The 16,387-nt window shown below is 47.9% G+C and carries 22 protein-coding genes and 1 riboswitch; of the genes, 7 read left to right on the plus strand and 15 right to left on the minus strand.

The annotated features are described in order from the left end of the window. Positions 1-8: 8 nt before the first annotated feature. The 11 genes from ACFO4U_RS10205 to ACFO4U_RS10255 all read right to left on the minus strand — a co-directional run bounded on the left by ACFO4U_RS10205 (position 9) and on the right by ACFO4U_RS10255 (position 8,602). Positions 9-506: an NUDIX hydrolase gene (locus ACFO4U_RS10205; RefSeq protein ID WP_074035410.1), complete on the minus strand. Its 498-nt coding sequence runs from the start codon at positions 504-506 to the stop codon at positions 9-11. Continuing rightward, positions 503-1,570, minus strand: a complete 1,068-nt coding sequence (locus tag ACFO4U_RS10210; protein WP_215243564.1) for a saccharopine dehydrogenase family protein — start codon at positions 1,568-1,570, stop codon at positions 503-505. The genes ACFO4U_RS10205 and ACFO4U_RS10210 overlap by 4 nt, the downstream gene beginning before the upstream one ends. Before the next feature lie 40 nt (positions 1,571-1,610). Then, positions 1,611-2,090 (minus strand): hypothetical protein, encoded by a 480-nt coding sequence (locus tag ACFO4U_RS10215; RefSeq protein ID WP_214690352.1) that lies wholly within the window; start codon positions 2,088-2,090, stop codon positions 1,611-1,613. A 90-nt stretch (positions 2,091-2,180) separates the two neighbouring features. Beyond that, entirely contained in the window at positions 2,181-2,810 is a 630-nt protein-coding gene (locus tag ACFO4U_RS10220) for an NADPH-dependent FMN reductase (RefSeq protein WP_374193977.1), read from the minus strand. Then, positions 2,807-3,799, minus strand: coding sequence for a ring-cleaving dioxygenase (locus ACFO4U_RS10225; protein ID WP_041917956.1), 993 nt, complete (start codon positions 3,797-3,799; stop codon positions 2,807-2,809). The genes ACFO4U_RS10220 and ACFO4U_RS10225 overlap by 4 nt, the downstream gene beginning before the upstream one ends. Positions 3,800-3,826: 27 nt before the next feature. Continuing rightward, on the minus strand, positions 3,827-4,270 hold the full coding sequence (locus ACFO4U_RS10230) for a MarR family winged helix-turn-helix transcriptional regulator (protein WP_031421914.1): 444 nt from the start codon (positions 4,268-4,270) through the stop codon (positions 3,827-3,829). 131 nt (positions 4,271-4,401) lie between these two features. Next, positions 4,402-4,833: a GNAT family N-acetyltransferase gene (locus ACFO4U_RS10235; RefSeq protein WP_215243563.1), complete on the minus strand. Its 432-nt coding sequence runs from the start codon at positions 4,831-4,833 to the stop codon at positions 4,402-4,404. 11 nt (positions 4,834-4,844) lie between these two features. After that, positions 4,845-5,975, minus strand: a complete 1,131-nt coding sequence (locus ACFO4U_RS10240) for a tetratricopeptide repeat protein (protein WP_196431410.1) — start codon at positions 5,973-5,975, stop codon at positions 4,845-4,847. 49 nt (positions 5,976-6,024) lie between these two features. Continuing rightward, positions 6,025-6,564 carry a ribonuclease FAU-1 family protein gene (locus tag ACFO4U_RS10245; protein ID WP_031421906.1) on the minus strand — a complete coding sequence of 180 codons (540 nt, stop codon included), beginning with the start codon at positions 6,562-6,564 and terminating at the stop codon, positions 6,025-6,027. A gap of 62 nt (positions 6,565-6,626) precedes the next feature. Continuing rightward, positions 6,627-7,679, minus strand: coding sequence for a DUF58 domain-containing protein (locus tag ACFO4U_RS10250; RefSeq protein WP_074035404.1), 1,053 nt, complete (start codon positions 7,677-7,679; stop codon positions 6,627-6,629). A gap of 2 nt (positions 7,680-7,681) precedes the next feature. After that, positions 7,682-8,602: an AAA family ATPase gene (locus tag ACFO4U_RS10255; protein WP_215243562.1), complete on the minus strand. Its 921-nt coding sequence runs from the start codon at positions 8,600-8,602 to the stop codon at positions 7,682-7,684. A 94-nt stretch (positions 8,603-8,696) separates the two neighbouring features. Between ACFO4U_RS10255 and ACFO4U_RS10260 the strand changes: the two genes are divergently transcribed. Next, positions 8,697-9,389, plus strand: a complete 693-nt coding sequence (locus ACFO4U_RS10260) for a hypothetical protein (protein ID WP_215243561.1) — start codon at positions 8,697-8,699, stop codon at positions 9,387-9,389. A 73-nt stretch (positions 9,390-9,462) separates the two neighbouring features. Further along, complete coding sequence (locus ACFO4U_RS10265) at positions 9,463-10,203, plus strand: hypothetical protein (RefSeq protein ID WP_196431412.1); 741 nt, start codon at positions 9,463-9,465, stop codon at positions 10,201-10,203. Here the strand turns inward: ACFO4U_RS10265 and ACFO4U_RS10270 are convergent. Further along, on the minus strand, positions 10,200-11,159 hold the full coding sequence (locus ACFO4U_RS10270; RefSeq protein ID WP_196431413.1) for a phosphotransferase family protein: 960 nt from the start codon (positions 11,157-11,159) through the stop codon (positions 10,200-10,202). The two genes, ACFO4U_RS10265 and ACFO4U_RS10270, sit on opposite strands and share 4 nt — an antisense overlap. A 39-nt stretch (positions 11,160-11,198) precedes the next feature. Next, positions 11,199-11,297: riboswitch (TPP riboswitch) on the plus strand. A gap of 66 nt (positions 11,298-11,363) precedes the next feature. Here ACFO4U_RS10270 and thiW point away from each other — a divergent pair. Continuing rightward, the gene (gene thiW / locus ACFO4U_RS10275) at positions 11,364-11,849 is read left to right on the plus strand and encodes an energy coupling factor transporter S component ThiW (RefSeq protein ID WP_047794734.1); all 486 of its coding nucleotides are present in this window, start codon (positions 11,364-11,366) and stop codon (positions 11,847-11,849) included. A 60-nt stretch (positions 11,850-11,909) separates the two neighbouring features. After that, complete coding sequence (locus ACFO4U_RS10280) at positions 11,910-12,173, plus strand: hypothetical protein (RefSeq protein ID WP_012727621.1); 264 nt, start codon at positions 11,910-11,912, stop codon at positions 12,171-12,173. Here ACFO4U_RS10280 and ACFO4U_RS10285 read toward each other — a convergent pair. After that, complete coding sequence (locus tag ACFO4U_RS10285; protein ID WP_084543024.1) at positions 12,168-12,644, minus strand: GNAT family N-acetyltransferase; 477 nt, start codon at positions 12,642-12,644, stop codon at positions 12,168-12,170. The genes ACFO4U_RS10280 and ACFO4U_RS10285 overlap by 6 nt on opposite strands. A gap of 116 nt (positions 12,645-12,760) precedes the next feature. Here ACFO4U_RS10285 and ACFO4U_RS10290 point away from each other — a divergent pair, with 116 nt between their 5' ends. Beyond that, positions 12,761-13,186: a VOC family protein gene (locus ACFO4U_RS10290; RefSeq protein WP_074035394.1), complete on the plus strand. Its 426-nt coding sequence runs from the start codon at positions 12,761-12,763 to the stop codon at positions 13,184-13,186. Beyond that, positions 13,183-13,581, plus strand: coding sequence for a VOC family protein (locus tag ACFO4U_RS10295; RefSeq protein ID WP_074035393.1), 399 nt, complete (start codon positions 13,183-13,185; stop codon positions 13,579-13,581). The genes ACFO4U_RS10290 and ACFO4U_RS10295 overlap by 4 nt, the downstream gene beginning before the upstream one ends. 118 nt (positions 13,582-13,699) lie before the next feature. Here ACFO4U_RS10295 and ACFO4U_RS10300 read toward each other — a convergent pair whose 3' ends face one another. Together ACFO4U_RS10300 and ACFO4U_RS10305 are read right to left on the minus strand one after the other, a co-directional pair. Continuing rightward, a complete protein-coding gene (locus tag ACFO4U_RS10300) occupies positions 13,700-14,167 on the minus strand; it encodes a hypothetical protein (protein ID WP_196431414.1) in 468 nt (155 codons plus the stop codon). 3 nt (positions 14,168-14,170) lie between these two features. Beyond that, positions 14,171-14,362, minus strand: coding sequence for a helix-turn-helix transcriptional regulator (locus ACFO4U_RS10305; protein WP_031421892.1), 192 nt, complete (start codon positions 14,360-14,362; stop codon positions 14,171-14,173). A gap of 177 nt (positions 14,363-14,539) precedes the next feature. On the opposite strand from ACFO4U_RS10305, the gene ACFO4U_RS10310 reads away from it, so the two are divergent. Beyond that, positions 14,540-16,354: an LTA synthase family protein gene (locus ACFO4U_RS10310; protein ID WP_214690344.1), complete on the plus strand. Its 1,815-nt coding sequence runs from the start codon at positions 14,540-14,542 to the stop codon at positions 16,352-16,354. Positions 16,355-16,387 lie beyond the last annotated feature (33 nt).

A 16,387-nucleotide genomic window follows, 5' to 3' on the forward strand; every position in this document is an offset into this window, starting at 1 on the left:
GCATATGTTCACGGTCGGATGAGATGACCGTATTGAATCAGCCGTTCCCGGACAGAAGGAACAAGTTCTACACACTCAAGGACCGTCTCCCATTCTTGTAACGTCACATCGACGACTTCATCTGCTTGCAGTGACAGTTGTTCGAAGTCGATTGGTTTCTCGCACACGAGACAATACATATCCAAGAAATATGTGCCCCGCTTAATCGTTGTCACGAACCGGAGTTGCTCAGGCAATACATATAGTCCCAACTCTTCTTTTAGCTCACGGACCGCACCTTGTCGACTCGTTTCTCCAGCCAAAATCGAGCCGCCCGTTCCTTCCCAAAGAAGCGGATACGTCTTATCCGGATGACGCTTCGACAGCAATAATCTCCCATCCGGATTGAACGTGAACACTTCGATGACCGTGTGAAACGTATGCGGCTCTAATTCATCCCCACGAAAGTGCGTTCGACCGAGCGGTTGCCGGTTTTCGTCGAGTAAATCCCATACTTCTCGATTCATGGACGAATCTCATCAATCACGAACGAAGAGGAACCTTGAATCTCTTCGATAAAGTGAGATCCGAATAGCATGGCTGGTGTAAAGCTTCCGGCAAGCATCCCACCCGAACCGAGCAACCGCTTGACGACGGCGAGCGCCCCGTAAACAGTGAAGGCATACGTACTTGCCGTTTGAATACGGACGACTACTTTTCGTCCTTCCTCATTCGTTGCTTCGCCCCATACGTACGTCGATGATTTTTCACGTACAGCCTCGTCTGGTCCCGATACGTTTTCGTCGACATAACGGAGCAATCGTTCCTGCACGGCCTCTTTTCCGAGAATCGGGCTGAACCATGACAAAGCGCGAGCAGCATAGGCGGCCGCTGTCGGTACAGGAACCCAAGTCGTAATATTCGGAATGTCCGTTGTGTAGTAGGCGGTCGAAACGTCTCCCCACGGAATCGCAATGGCGGTACGGCTTCCGCGACCAAAATCAATCGTTCTCCGCTTTGCCCCAATTGGAAATGATGATAATTTGCCGTTCACACGTTCCACACTACTCGACCCTAGTCCACGAACGGCCGTCTTCATGGTTCCTGGTGAGATGCCGGCTGCCGCCGAAAAGCCAAGAGCGAGTGTTGTCGCATCCGGTATCAACTCTTTTAATTTCCGCGCGACACAGTCGGTCGGAATGACATCAAATCCGACACCCGAGCATAAAATCACACCACGTTCTTTGGCTTGAGCCGCTCGCTGTTTAGAATGGACATATTCGAACACGTCGATTTCCCCGGTAATATCTAAGTAATGCGTACCTGTCTCTAGACATGCCTCGATCATCACTTGGCTCGTATCCGTGAAAGGACCTGCACAATGAAGGACTAAATCTACATCGTGAAGCGCCTCGATTGCGGCTTCACGACTCAATGCGAAAATCGATGTTTCGCAACCCAGTTCATCTCCTAGGTGATGAATCGCTCTTGCGTTTCGTCCGGCAAGAACCGGACGCATTCCGTCACGAGCGGCTTGTCGTGCAATCAGCTCACCCGTATAGCCATTCGCCCCATAAATCATCCATCTCATTTTTACCCCTCCTTATGTTAATGTATCCTTGTTCGTTTCCCTAAAAGAAGTTGAATCCAACGAAAAGATCTTGGATGACATCGATGATATACACACTTCCCGTTACAATAAGCAAATATCCGATTGGGATGAGCAGACTTTTCACTGTTTGTAGTTTTGTTATGTCTCCCCGATGCTGTAGTAGACGATCCACCAAGTAAAACAAGGTCGCTGCGAGAAGACTGAGCCATGACAAGACGAGCCCGAATAGTATATGTAAAACAAGCGAAGTGAACCACCTGAATCGTTTCGAACTGAGTCGATTCGCCAACCAGTCACTGCACCATGAGGTCACGACACCGTAGGTCAACATAATCGGAAAACTGACCGCTACATAGGCAACCGTCATCAAAAGGAAGCCATTCAGTACGCCACTCATTCCTCCATTTTCTCGTACACCCATCATAGTGACCCCACACGCTAACAGAATCGCATAGACGGGCGAAGCGATGGATGCTGTGACGATTTTACGATTCCACATCTGCACTCCCCCTAATCCCTTCCAACTTTACACGACCTGTTCTGAAAACGCACAAAAACCAGCCTAAATTCAGGCTGGCTTCGCGATTTGTTAATTGTTTGCAACTTCTCCGGCTTTCGTACGGACCGATTGCATCGCTTCCGTCCATGGAAGGAGTTGGTCGAGCATATCGTTTACCGATTGTGCTTGAACGTCTTTCGGAGCGAAATGCGTACCGTTCTCGAAGTCCGTGAAGAGTGAGAGTGCAGGATGGACACGTACGTGAGCGATTGACAATTCACTCAAAATGCCCCGTAAATGTTCTGTTGCCCGTGCTCCACCAACAGAACCGTAAGAGACGATTCCGGCTGCTTTGTTGTTCCATTCGACGCGTAAGTAGTCGAGTGCGTTTTTAAGAGATGCTGAGATGGAATGGTTATACTCTTGGACGATGAAGATGAATCCGTCCATTTGCGCAATTTTCTCCGACCAGGCCGCTGCGCCAGATGCGTCCTGACCCGCTTCGCCGAGAAGTGGCAAGTTGTAGTCTGCGATGTCGATGACTTCATAGTTGGCATCGCCACGTTTGTCGGCGAGTTCTTTCACCCATTCCCCGACTTGTGGACTGACGCGACCTTCACGAGTTGATCCGAGTACGATTCCGATGTTTAACATAGTAGTTCCTCCTTGGTTATGTTGTGATGCATCTGATTTTCCAAACAAGCGATTTAAGAAACTCATTTCATGCCCTCATATTCTTTCTCAAATGTTTTCGTGCTTCTGACCGTATCGATTGGTCGTACCATCGCCTCGATTTGCGAACGTTTCGCTTCGAGGAACGGCGGGAGTGACAACTTCTCACCGACCGTCTCGTACGGCTCGTCTCCCATGAATCCAGGTCCATCTGTCGCCCATTCGAACAAAATTTGCGGCGCGACACGTGCATAGGATGATTCAAAGAAGAAGCGATCGACGTAGCCAGAAGTCGGCAAACCGAACTGTTGGAGACGTGCTGTCCATTCATCGAGGACGCTACGGTCTTCGACACGGAATGCGACATGGTGCACGGTACCGAACCCTTGACGCGCTTGTGGAGATGTCTCGTCGTGAATGACGATCACTTGCGCTCCGTTTCCACCTTCACCTCCTTCAAAGAGATACACATCACCTTCTCGCCCGATCTCTTTAAACAGCATCACTTGCTCCATCACTTGTTTGAAATATGTGATATCTGCGATGCGAATAAAGATTGGACCGAGTCCCGTAATCGCGTATTCAAGCGGGATTGGACCGTTCTTCCACGGCTCGCCCGACGCGATGCCTTCGTTGAACTCATCCGAGATGAGTTGATACGCCTGCTCATCAAAGTCGATGAACGAGAGCGTCTTCTTCCCGAACTGTTCTTGAATCCCTTCGTGCTCGACACCGAGACGGTCGAATCGACGGACCCAATACGTCAACGCTTCATCTGTCGGTACGCGGAACGACGTCTTCGCGATTTCATTTGTTCCGTGCTTACCTTTCGGGATACCTGGGAAGTCGAAGAAGGTCATGTCTGTCCCTGCGTTTCCTTTATCGTCCGCAAAGAATAAGTGATACGTTTGAATGTCGTCCTGGTTGACCGTTTTTTTCACCAAACGCATGCCTAACACGTGAGTGAAGAAATCGTAGTTTTTTTCGGCACTACTCGTGATTGCTGTGACGTGGTGAATTCCTTTAACATGATTCATCATTCTCTCTCCTTTTATATCTTGATTTCAAGATACATGATTAAAATTTTTTGCGGCTTCTGCCCGCTTTCCTATTTGTTTCAACTGTTCAATCGTTTCGTTTAATTGCATCCCTTCAAACACAGCGTTCATATGCTCCGTATGCTTAGGGAAAATATCTTGCATCAAACGCTCTCCGTCATCTGTCAGCGCAGCGTATGTGATGCGACGATCGCTCGGACAAGCCTTACGAATGAGATATCCTTTTTCTTCTAACCGGTCCACGACGTACGTCATGCTTCCGCTCGAGAGGAGAATTTTCTTCCCGATGACTTGAATCGGTTGATCCCCTTTATGATATAAAAACTCGAGTACGGCGAACTCGGTCGCGTTTAACCCGTAAGACGCCACTTCCTGCTTCACCAGGTCTTGTAACGACTGAGAGGCACGTAACAGCACAGTAATTGTTTTTAGTGCATCAGATGGTTCCATCTGTCTCCCTCCTTTGTCCAAGAGAGCCATTAACTTAAATTCAAATATCTTTAATTCGAGATAAATATATCATGCGACAATTCTTCCGTCAATCGATTTGATTCAAAAAAATGAGACGGGTTGTTCCCATCTCATTCTCCTCGCCGAATCACAGCCATTTCGCGACCGAATCGATGGCCTTCATCAACAAATCCTAGGCTTTCATATAAGTGATGCGCTGCCTCGTTCTCGGGGTGATAGCCAACGACAATCGGTTTCCCCTCGCCGATTTCTTCAAGCATCAGCTCTGCCGCCTGTCGACCAATCCCTTTGCCTTGATGAGCATGGTCGATCATGATTCGGTAAATCCACCATGCATCCAACTCTTCAAGCTCTGTATTGTACATGAGGAAACCGACCATCGTCTCGTCCTCATAAATTGCGCGCGGGCGTAGCGTCGGTTCGTACATCGCTTGAAGTAACGAAATCGCATTCGGCTCCATATACGACTGTTGTTGGTCACTTAATGCCAATTGACAGCATGTATACCAATTTTGTGCATCGATCGGACGTAGTGAAATCATGTCTTTCTCCTTTAGTCATATGTCTCATTTAAGTTTCTTGCATAAAATGCGATGGCACGCCGGTACCGCGCGATGCTCTCGTCCGCTTTCGGACTAGCGAGCAGCTCAAGTAATGTTCCCGTCGCTTCTTCATGGCGACCGACGTTGTAATGGGTCATCGCTTGAAATACCTTGAGCGCCCCGTGATTCGGGAATTGCTCAATCGCCTCTTTAAATAACTGTTCCGCCTCTGCGTATCGTCCGAGTGCCCGATACGTACTGCCGAGTCCGAGATATGATTCCGCCAACTCTTCCCCCGTCAACCCGAGTCGGATGGCCCGTTCATAATGCGGGACCGCTTGACGTTCTTCACCGAGCGAGTCATAGCACCACGCACAGTACGCATGTAGCCTCGGATTCTTTTCATCTTTCCGCAAGAGCGACAAGAACAGTTGCTTCGCCTGCTCAAGTTGTCCCTCCTCACGGAGACGAACGGCTCGATCAAACTCATTCTCTTCTGTCACGTCGGTCCCCTCCTGTGCGAATTCTTGATCTAACCATGCTTGTAACGTTTCATAATACTTACCGATATGTACTCCATCGACGAGTGCATGATGGGCTTGGACGGATAACGGCATAACCAGACGCTCGCCTTGACGTTCGAACTTGCCCCAGGCGATGCGCGGCACGCTGTCATGTTGTTGCTGATGCGTCGGGTGCATGATACTCGTGAACGTGACCCACGGAACACTCGTGATATACAGTAAGTCGTCGGGCTCGTCATCCCCGACCACGACTTTATCGGCAGCTCGCTCCATCCGCGTCGTCACTTCCTGTAAGAATGTCGGTAAATCTTCATAGAACGTAGCCGCACAAAAGTTGAAGACATCCTCGTCTAACATGACCGTGAACGAAGGGTGGACCACCTCGTGTTCGACGACCTCTTCACCACGGATACGATAGCGCAATTCCGGAGTCGCGTTCGCCGCTCTCACCGCACCGTATAAAAAGAGTTTGAAGAACGATTGATTGCTCTCCTTTGCATATGTATATAGGTTCGTGACATCTACGTTTGCCGTCACGTTGAAATGTGGCGCATCAAACGCTTTGAAAAACTCGAAGTGCTTACGTCGTGCCCACGTCTCAATTTCAATTTTTTTCATAAAAACTCCCCCTCCTACGCTCTTACTGTAGCAGAGAGAGTGAATTCGCTCATAGCTTTTGTTTTAACTGTTCGTAATGTCCTTTTGCCAAATCAAAGTAGATGAAGTCTCCACGTTCGATTCGTTCGAGTGTCGCTTCGAATTCACGCCATCCACGTTCGACCTGTTCAGGTGTCAGCTCGCCGCTCTTGGTCGCCTCTTCAAACTCATCCTCATCCTTTTTGACAATATCTCCGTTCGGAAACACAAGAATATCGAGCAACAAGTCATCCATATAAGGGATACCCTCTTCTTCGCCGATTCGGTCAACGAGGTCGATATACCACTGCACGATTTCGCCTTCCGGATTGATCATCGCTGTCACACCGAACGGTTCATTGTCCGGGAAATATTGGAGCCAAGCAAACCCGGCATCCGCCACGATGAATTCTTCCCCTTTATGCTTTTTATATAATGGTGCCCGAACCTCATCGATTTGGAATAAGGCGACGACGCCTGAAAATTGTTCCGTCTGAACACGAATTTGCGCGTAGCGGTTCTTTAAAATCCGTTCCCAGTCTCGTCGATTCGCATACTTTCGTTTTGCCATATGGATCTCCCCTTTGGTCATCTCTGTATGATACAGTTCGCCAGAAGAAAGAAAGTTCCTTGTTAGTCATACAGGTTATGCTGATTGAACCAGACGAGATGACTTTGCTTCAAGCGTTTCCGCTCGACCATACGGACGAACGCGTCTGTCGAGATGAAACGGTTCCCGGGATGGAGGTCGGCCAGCATCAAGAGGATGAGGCGTGAACCTCGCTCTCCCTCTTGAAGAGAGATATGTTCCATCTTCCCTTCCCCGTTGAAGCGGTTGATGAACAGCTCGACTTTACACTCTTCTTTTAAGAGTCGGGTCGTCACATATGCGACTTGGCTGATGATCGACTCGAAGTCGTGATGTAACGTGTAGCCGGACGGCCCACTCAAATCTACTGCGAACGTGAACGTATCGAGCGATGTCTTTTGAAAGACTTTCGACTGGACTCGTCCAAGTTTTGCCGTCGCGACCCAGTCAATCTCTTTTACCGGTTCCCCTTCATAAGGCTTTGACCCCAGAACCTGCAGTGGATTCCGAAGTGGTGATGCGGTCAAAGGCCGGTCACCAAGCGCTAAACGTTTCGTGCCGACCGGTGGGTGTAACGTAAGGGACGGTAATACCGTCCACCGCTTCTCGATGGGGCACTCGAGTAAGTACGTCCCGAGATGAAACGGGAGCGTCACAGCAAGTATGCATTCTTCGATGTAGGCAGGACCTCGGAATTCGGCTTGAATGTGAAGCATCTGACGAGCCTGATCTGTCCGTAATGTCAAATCCAAACTATTCGGGGACCGGTCGTGGGCTGGAAAACTGAGCGCTGTATTGGATTTCAGCCGAACACGAACCGGAAGCCCGAGTCGTTCGACGACTTCACTTCCATCTAAAATCAGTTGTACCTCCGTCTCATCCCCGACAAAGAGAAGTGATTCATGGCTATGTATGTGAAGCCGAAGAGCTTGTTCCAACTGTTTCCGTGTCCGTTCAAAGAACCAAACGATGCCCGCAAGTAAACAAAGCGCATATCCGACAATCTCCATGTACGGGACGAATACGAGAATCACCCCAGCGAATCCATAAACCGGAATCCATTGTTTCTGTAGGGCGTTATGTGTCGAGAAGGTCATCTTCAGCCCTCTACCGGCACAGAGACGGTGTCTAAGATGTAACGGATAATGTCCTGTTTCGTCGATTTGATGCCTCCTTCAAGCGTCAACGTCAAACGATGGGACAAGACATAAGGTGCCACGGCTTTCACATCTTCCGGAATGACGTACAATCGATCGTTCAGATAGGCATAACTTTGAGACGCTCGCATGAGCGCGATGGCTCCACGTGGACTGACACCGACCTCGACGGATGCATGTTCCCGGGTCGCGTGAACGAGCCCGAGTAAGTAATCGAGGACATCATCTTGAATCGATACTTGCTTCACTTCCTCCTGAGCACGGCGTAACTCGTCTAACGTCGCAACCGCCTCTACGATTTTCCTCGTTTGGCGCATCACTTGTAAGAGGAGTTCTCTCTCTTCCGCAACATCAGGATAACCGACTGGAATCGAAATCAAGAAGCGATCGAGTTGGGCATCCGGTAAGGGGAACGTCCCCGCTGATTCAATCGGGTTTTGCGTCGCGATGACGAAAAATGGTTTCGGCATCGGATATGTCTCTCCCCCGATGGAAACTTGTCGTTCTTCCATCGCCTCAAGCAAGGCGGACTGCGTTCGTGGAACCGCTCGGTTGATTTCATCAATCAAGACGATGTTCGCAAAGATTGGTCCTTGGCGATGATCGAACGTCTGCGTCTGCATGTTGAAATAGTCTGCTCCGATCACATCAGACGGTAACAAGTCGGCCGTGAATTGAATCCGGGAAAACACCCCGTCGAAGCTAGCCGCAATTGTTTTGGCAAGTAACGTTTTTCCCGTGCCTGGCACATCTTCTAATAGAATATGTCCTTCCGCGAGTAACGCCGTACAACAGAGGCGTACGACATCCTCTTTTCCTAAATACACTTCGTTCAACTGTTTGATGACCTGCTCCATGCCCATATGACGACCTCCATTTTTTTGTCTTAATCAAACTTTACCTTTTTATGGTAAGATAAACAACAAATAGTCTGAAAATTCAAAAGGAGGTACCCTCTTGCGCTGGACGAACAAGTTTCTTCTCATGATTGTCGCCACACTCCTCGGCACCTTTACGATAATGGTGATTGCGACGAGTGTATTCGAGTGGCTCTATAACCCGGAAACGATACGGGTCGAGGAAAGTCATAGTCTTCCAACTGATCTCCTATCGGATGAGGATGATGGAATTTTAATTGGTGAATCCAAAGCAGATTACCCGTTTGAATTGGATCCTCAAAAAGGAAAACATCACTTTTTTGAGAGAATCACGGGATCTGGAGAATCAACACGACGAAATCTCGGACTATTCGTCGCTTTGATCGCATTCTGTTGCTTCAGTTTCTATGTCTATCGAAAACGAAAACGGCATTTGACGAACGCACGAGATGATGATGATTCAAGCATAGACCCGCTTGTAGAATCGCTACAACACAAGAACGCCTCGTCCGTTTCGACGCTCACAGCGTTCACGAACGTCCCGATTCGCGATGCACTGATCACATTCAACCAATCTCTCGTACCAGTCAAGCGATTGCGTGCTCATGAGACATTGCAAGAGTGGTTCCAACGCATCGATTTACCGATGAACCCGTCCGTTTATCATGCGGTTCGCTACGGCACCTCTTCAGGTGTGACGATTTCTGAAGAAGATACACTTCACTTCAAGAGAACACTCGATACCTACGCGACACGTCCTCACCCCGAGTGAGAATGTGCACAGGTTCTGCTTTTTCATCATGAATGATAAAATGGTGGAAAATGTCAGTTAAGGGGATGGAAACATGAAACGATGGGCGATATTCGGATTAAGTGCACTTTTACTCACGGGTTGTACAGATACGGTGGCAGACAATCCAATCCCAATCGAATCACCCGATGAACCCATCACCGAATGGACGCGTGAGGACTTTAAAGACGTCTATGACCAATACGAACAAACGAAACCGCTCCTTACTGCCCTTGAACAACAAGGAATCAAACCGTTTCGGGAGACGTTCGAACGGGTCATCATCGCCGGCAACGGTCTCGAGCATACGTATGCGGATATTTACCCATTTAAGCTCGATGACGGGACGTATGCTACCATTTTCGATAGTCAGGACGGAACGGTGATCAATGGTTCTGAGTCGGTCGCTCCGCTATTTTGGCAAGAGGAATCCTTCCTTCAATACGTCGAAGAGATTGAAAATCGGAAATTCGGTACAAGTGCCCCACCTACCGATGTCGTCCTCACGCAGGATGAATTCCAAACGGTCTATGACCGCCATGCCTACACGTCAGCCCTCCTCGTCGAACTCGATGAAGCGGGCGTCGAACTGGCACGGGAGCCAATCGATGACGTGATCATTGCCGGGAACGGCGTGACCGAAGTCACTGCCGACTTGTTCGTATTCGATGTCGAGAGCGGGTATGCCATCGTATATGATCAGGACGGAGAAATTTTAAAAGGCCCCGAATCCATCTCACCGCTCTTTTGGAACGAGAAGGACTATGAGGACCTGTTAGCCAAGAATGAAAGTTAATGCGTGTCACGTTGTAACTTACGATATTCCAGCAACAACTTGAGCCATTGTGCCGGTTTGTCGCTGGAATCTTTTTTGTCCCGACGATGTGCTGTGACGTAGGTGTGCCATGAGATGGCCCGATACACGCATCCCAATTCCTCCGCAATCTTCATATGACGCTCGAGTATTTCTGTTGGCGCGACGTGTCTCCATTCTTTCAAATAAACCTTTCGTAACTCATGGATTTTCTCTATCCATAATGTATCGTCCTCTTCCGGCAATAAATCGAACAAGATGTTCCAAAAGACACGCATGCTAAAGAATGGATGTGTGATTGTCGCATCTCCCCAATCGAGAATCACCGGTTGATTGCTTTCAGGCTCCCAGAAAATATTCCCTCCATGCAAATCGCCGTGGTCGAGACTCATCGGTATACCACTTTCTAGTTCTTCACACATCGACAGAAGTTCAGGTTTTAGTGCCAACACTTCTTCCCGCTGCACCCGCTCCAGATTTAGACTCATCTCAACGAACGTCGATTCGATTTCCTCCCTGAGCATAGACGGACGACGGTCTGGAACCCCCATTTTTAAAAGTTGCTCCGTCTCACCACTCATTCGTTGCTGTAATTTGGCATACTCTCGTAGCGCAACCTCATACTGTTCCTGATCAGGTACATCACGTAACGGGTGACCGGAAACTTTTCGCAAGATGAACCATGGATGAACCGGATGCACAGCGACTACGTCTGGCACGAGCCCAGGCAACATATGAGCAAGATATTGTGACAACATTCCTTCACTCTGACTGATTGAAGTGACCGCTTTAGCATAGACGCCATTGCCATGAACCAGATACGTCAAATCCGTATCTTTTTCTAGATGCCACGTCTCATTCGAAATATATTCATCAATCCACTGATCAAACTCATGCTTGAGATCAGTGTTTTCCCAGAAAACAGATAGTTGTTCCATATTCGTCCCCTTCCAATTTATGCTATACTCAAATCAATAAACGACCACTAGGGGAGCCTTCGGGCTGAGACGGCATTTGCCGGACCCTTTGAACCTGATCTGGCTCATACCAGCGTAGGGAAGTGGCTTGGAATACGTCTCTGTATGTCCACGCCATTTTTCCGTCTGGAAACGTGGCGTTTTTATTTTGAAAGGAGACTATTCATGCGTATTCAACAACTCACTTGGATGGCGATGCTCGTTGCCATCGCCGTCGTCGGTTCGATGTTCATCTCGATTCCTACAGGTGTCGCCCGCGCTTATCCGATTCAACATATGGTGAACGTGATTGCCGCAGTCACCGTCGGTCCAATCGGAGCCGTTCTCGTCGCTTTCGTCACCGGACTCATTCGCGTCATGACCGGTACAGGATCACTGCTCGCATTCCCTGGTGGCATGATTGGCGCGTTTCTTGCCGGCATTTTCTTCGTTCGCACGAACCGCGTCTATGCGGCCGCTCTCGGAGAAATCATCGGGACCGGCGTCATCGCTTCGTTGATTGCCGTCCCGTACGCAAAACTGTTGATGGGTTCGACGTTCGGTGCATTTTTCTTTGTCCCGGCGTTCCTTGCCTCTAGTTTGACGGGCGCGCTTCTCGGTTGGCTCGTCTTGTCGCGTGTCAAACAGTTGCGACCGAGCGTACTCAAATAAAAGCTCCCTTTTTGGATGAAAATGGTAAACTATAGACAACATCTACAGAGGAGGGGTTTTATGTCTCGTTTCAATCAACTTGTAGCGGGTGGTATTTTGTTGTTTTTGTCCGGACTCTTATATACGCTCGAACGCATCGCACTCTACATACGTTGGTACGCCGAAATCTCAACCGGGAGCTGGTTGGAAAAACCATCGTTTGTCGATCCATTTCTCCAAAACTGGTTCGTTACCTTGTTTCTCTTTGCCGCTATCCCCTTCTTCTTGGCAGCTATGAATGTCACGCAAAAAATAAGTCCATCCGAGAATCCGACCGACTCATGACGGTCGGTTTTCTGTATGATAGACCCAAATCGCTTCACCATTCCATTCATCGATTAAGCCGCTGTCGACAAAGCCGTTCTTCGCATAAAATCGTTTCGCGACTTCATTCTCTTGATGGAGACTGAGGATGATATCATCCACGTCGTATTGTGTCTGGATGAATTCCACTGCCATGCGTAGGCACTTCGTTCCAATGCCTTTCCCCTGTTCGTTTTGATCAATCATGAAACGGTCGAGCCACATGTAACGTTCTGACTGGTTTTCCGCTCCGACCATCATGAAGCCAACCGGTCGCTCGCCTTCATAAAATGCAAAGCTCTGCCAATTGTATTTCGTATCCTCAATCATCTCTCGAAGGGATTCGGCATTCGTCTCGATGAATCGAGATTGTTTCTCGTCCACTGTCAGGGCGATGACCGCCTCTCGATTGACTGCATCAACCGGTTGAATCGTGATTTCGTTTACTTTCATACATTCACCTCATTGATTTTCTCTCTTCCATACGATTTCTCCCGTAAAAAGTTTCTTCTCCCGTATCTTCGAAGGCTTGTATTCGCTACACTAACAATAGAAAAGGAGGGGATCTTATGTTCCGAATCGGAAGTATCTTTATTCCCGTATCAGATGTAGAACAGTCTCTGAACTGGTATACAACTTATTTTCATGCCCAAGAAATCGGGCGCTGGGAAGGGGGCATCGGAATCTGTCTGCCAGATGGCTCAACTCAACTCGGATTGATTCAAACTACTTCAACGCAACCCACAACATTTAAGGATGCGTCCGGACAAGCCCATGTTTATTTCAATATCATCTGTGAAGACATCCAGCTCGCGTATCAATCGTTCGAACAAGCAGGGTTAATTGCGACCCCGCTTCACGATTTCGGTGGTATGTCCTGTTTTGACGTACGAGACCCGGATGGACATACGATCAGCCTCATCTCAGAAGAATTGACTTCCCCGTTCCACCGTGATCGAGTGAAAGAGTTGCAAACGAAAGGAAACAACCAATGAAACAAATCCATCATATCTGTATCCAAACCCCGGATTATGCCGCATCGAAGTCATTTTACGAAGCGCTCGGTTTTGAACTCGTCCAGGAGTCGCCAAACTTTCATACGCGTGACTTCAACAGTTGGCTCAAGCTCGGTGATTTTTATATTGAGCTCCAGACTGCTAAAGCGGATGAAACGTTACAAGACTACTCGAAACATGCGGCCGGTCCCGTCCATTTCGCCCTCTATGTAGATGACCTCAAAGCGGAAGTCGCACGACTCGAACAACTCGGCGTCACGTTTTTACCGAAGCACGGTGGCAACATCTACTTCGTCGTCGATGGACATTTAAGTAAATTAAAAGCACCGGAAGGAACCATCATTGAACTGCGTGATACGTTCGAGATTACATAATCAGAGCTTCACAGTTATCCAACAAAACCAGGTCCATGTTTGCATGGGACCTGGTTTTGTTATGCACTCTTAAAGACATAGATGTCCTATTTGAAGTAAAACGAATATATCACCTCGGTCATGAAAGCTCACGATTTTTTCTAAATGACCGTTGAAGTGAAATGAATTGTGCGACCAGAAGTAACCCATTTGAAAGAAGTGTCATTGCTAACAAGTCCACCCAAGAGTAAACCACTACACCCGTCACCTTTAATGCTATTGCCACTCCAGCAAACAAAACAGCAAACTTCGATGTAGAACCAATCAGTTTCCTTAGTTCCATTTTATATTCAGATTTCTCAACAACGTTTGCATACTCCATACCTGAGACAATATAACGAATCCATACATAGAGACTTAGAATTGCTATAACACTCAATAAAATATATGAAGACTCAGTGTTGAATATACCTGAAAATCTATTCAATAGAACGACTACTCCCAAAAATCCAATGAACAAAACGAAAGCCTCGGCTATAAAGTACAACATCCGCCTTTCTTTATATTCGTCATTTGGTAAAAACATTGTGACCCATGATTCTTTCATCTTTTACTCCTCCCAGAATAAATCATTTAGAGTGACGCCCAGAACCCTCGCAATGGCAATACAGAGTTTCAAAGAGGGATTATATTTATTCGATTCGATCAAACCGATTGTCTGTCTAGTCACACCGATCGCCTCTGCCAAATCGGTTTGAGTAAGATTCTTTTCTACTCGATGTTCTTTTACTCTATTTCCCATGTCTGTCTCCTAATTTAGTTGCGCAATACCTAAAATGTAATATATATATTCCATTAACGCAATATATATATTACATATTTTTGATTACGAATGAATCTCCATCACACTTTCTACGTTTTCTCTGTTCATAAGAAAGGAAAGGATACAGTAACTACATTTTGAGTTAGGAGATCACTAATGAAATATCTCGATTATTGGAGCTACTTGTCACTCTCTCTGGCAAAGCTCTTCTTTTTTAGCTGGTTGACCGCGACGGCGTTCGACTTCTCGTTTTTCCTCATCAATTTGGCGACGATTTTGCTCCTGACGAGTTGGGCACTCGCCGTGTCTTATCCGATCCGCCGATGGATTTTATACGTTTCTCTGTTCCTGCACAGTACCCTGCTCGTCTCGGACGTCTGGTACTATCGCTATTTTGAAGACTTATTATCCGTCGCCTTACTATCTGATATCGGGCAGATGGGAGATGTCGGGGGTGGCTTCTTGACGCTCATCCGCCCAATCGATGCGTTCTTCTTCATCGACCTCATCATCTACGGTTTGATTTTGCGTTATATGAAACGTCATCCTGTCCGTGAAGGGAAGCGGAACGGAAGACGATTGGCGCTCGCTGGCTTCGCACTCGGATTCCTTCTCTTCACAATCCCGCTCACCCTCAGTTTTCAGCGTGGAGAAAAGTGGATCGCAGATGACCCCATCTCGAATATGCGTGAATACTATCATCTTGGATTTTGGGGCTATCACGCGATGGATGTCGCCCGAGGCGTCGAACGTGCTATGGGATGGAACGAAGCCCTGACAGACGAAGAGCGTTCTCAAATTCAAGCACTCTCTTATCAAGAATTAAGTGCCCCAAGTCCAGATACGAACGTTATCGTCTTACAACTCGAATCATTCCAAACATCCGTCATCGATCAACAGATTGATGGACAGGAACTGACCCCGAATTTGAACCGACTGCGACGTGACATGCTTTACTTCCCGAACGTGTATCATCAAACGCATGAAGGGCGAACGTCTGATGCAGAGTTCATCGTCAACACGTCACTTTATCCTGTCAAATCTGGTTCCGTCTACACGCGTTTCCCGGGAAATCAATTCAGCGCGCTCTCTCAATCCTTGAATGAGGCGGGCTACGATACGGCAGCCATGCATTCGTTCCGAAAAGACTTTTGGAATCGCGATGACTTTTATGACAATATCGGGTTCAATCATTTCTTTAGCGACAAAGACTACCCCGATCAAGGAATCATCGGGATGGCACTCAACGATCAGGAATTCTTAAATACGTCGGTCGGATTTATGGAAGAGTTGGATGAACCATTTTACGCATTTTTAGTCGCTTTAACGAGTCATACACCGTACGATATCCCGGAAGACGAGAAGCGGTTGGACCTATCTGATATCGACGATCCCCTTCTCGAAAACTATTACCATACCGTTCATTTCGTCGATGCCGCTGTCGGTCAGTTCATCGAACGATTGAAACAAGATGGTTTCTGGGATGAGACGCTTCTCGTCATGTATGGTGACCACGATAGCGGTCTGACGGCACCAGGAGAAGAGATGGCTACCCTCGAAGAAGTGAACTCGACGGTTGACGCGTTTCAACTTGACCGTGCTGTCCCTCTCTTCATCAAACCACCTGGACCGACGACAGGAGAAGTCATGGAGGCGAGTGGTGGACAAATCGATATCGCCCCGACGATTCTCGATTTACTTGGAATCTCTCCAGCATATATGCTTGGCGACTCCCTATTAAATGATACGTCAAATCTAACCGTCTTTCGGACGGGCGCTTTCCGATACGAAGATCATTACTATGAACCAGACTTGACCGAACGTGCTGGTAACGGCACATGCTATTCCATTGAGACGGAAGAACAAGTCGCATTCGATCGATGCGCCCCTTACATCGACCGCGCGGCCAGTCAACTCCGGCTCTCGGATACCATCATCGAGAAAGATGCCCTCTCGCAAATGAGTCCATGAAAAAACTCCCGAGCTATTTGTCTCGGGAGTTTT

The sequence above is a fragment of the Exiguobacterium profundum genome, assembly GCF_042652865.1.
GTDB classification, from domain to species: domain Bacteria; phylum Bacillota; class Bacilli; order Exiguobacteriales; family Exiguobacteriaceae; genus Exiguobacterium; species Exiguobacterium profundum.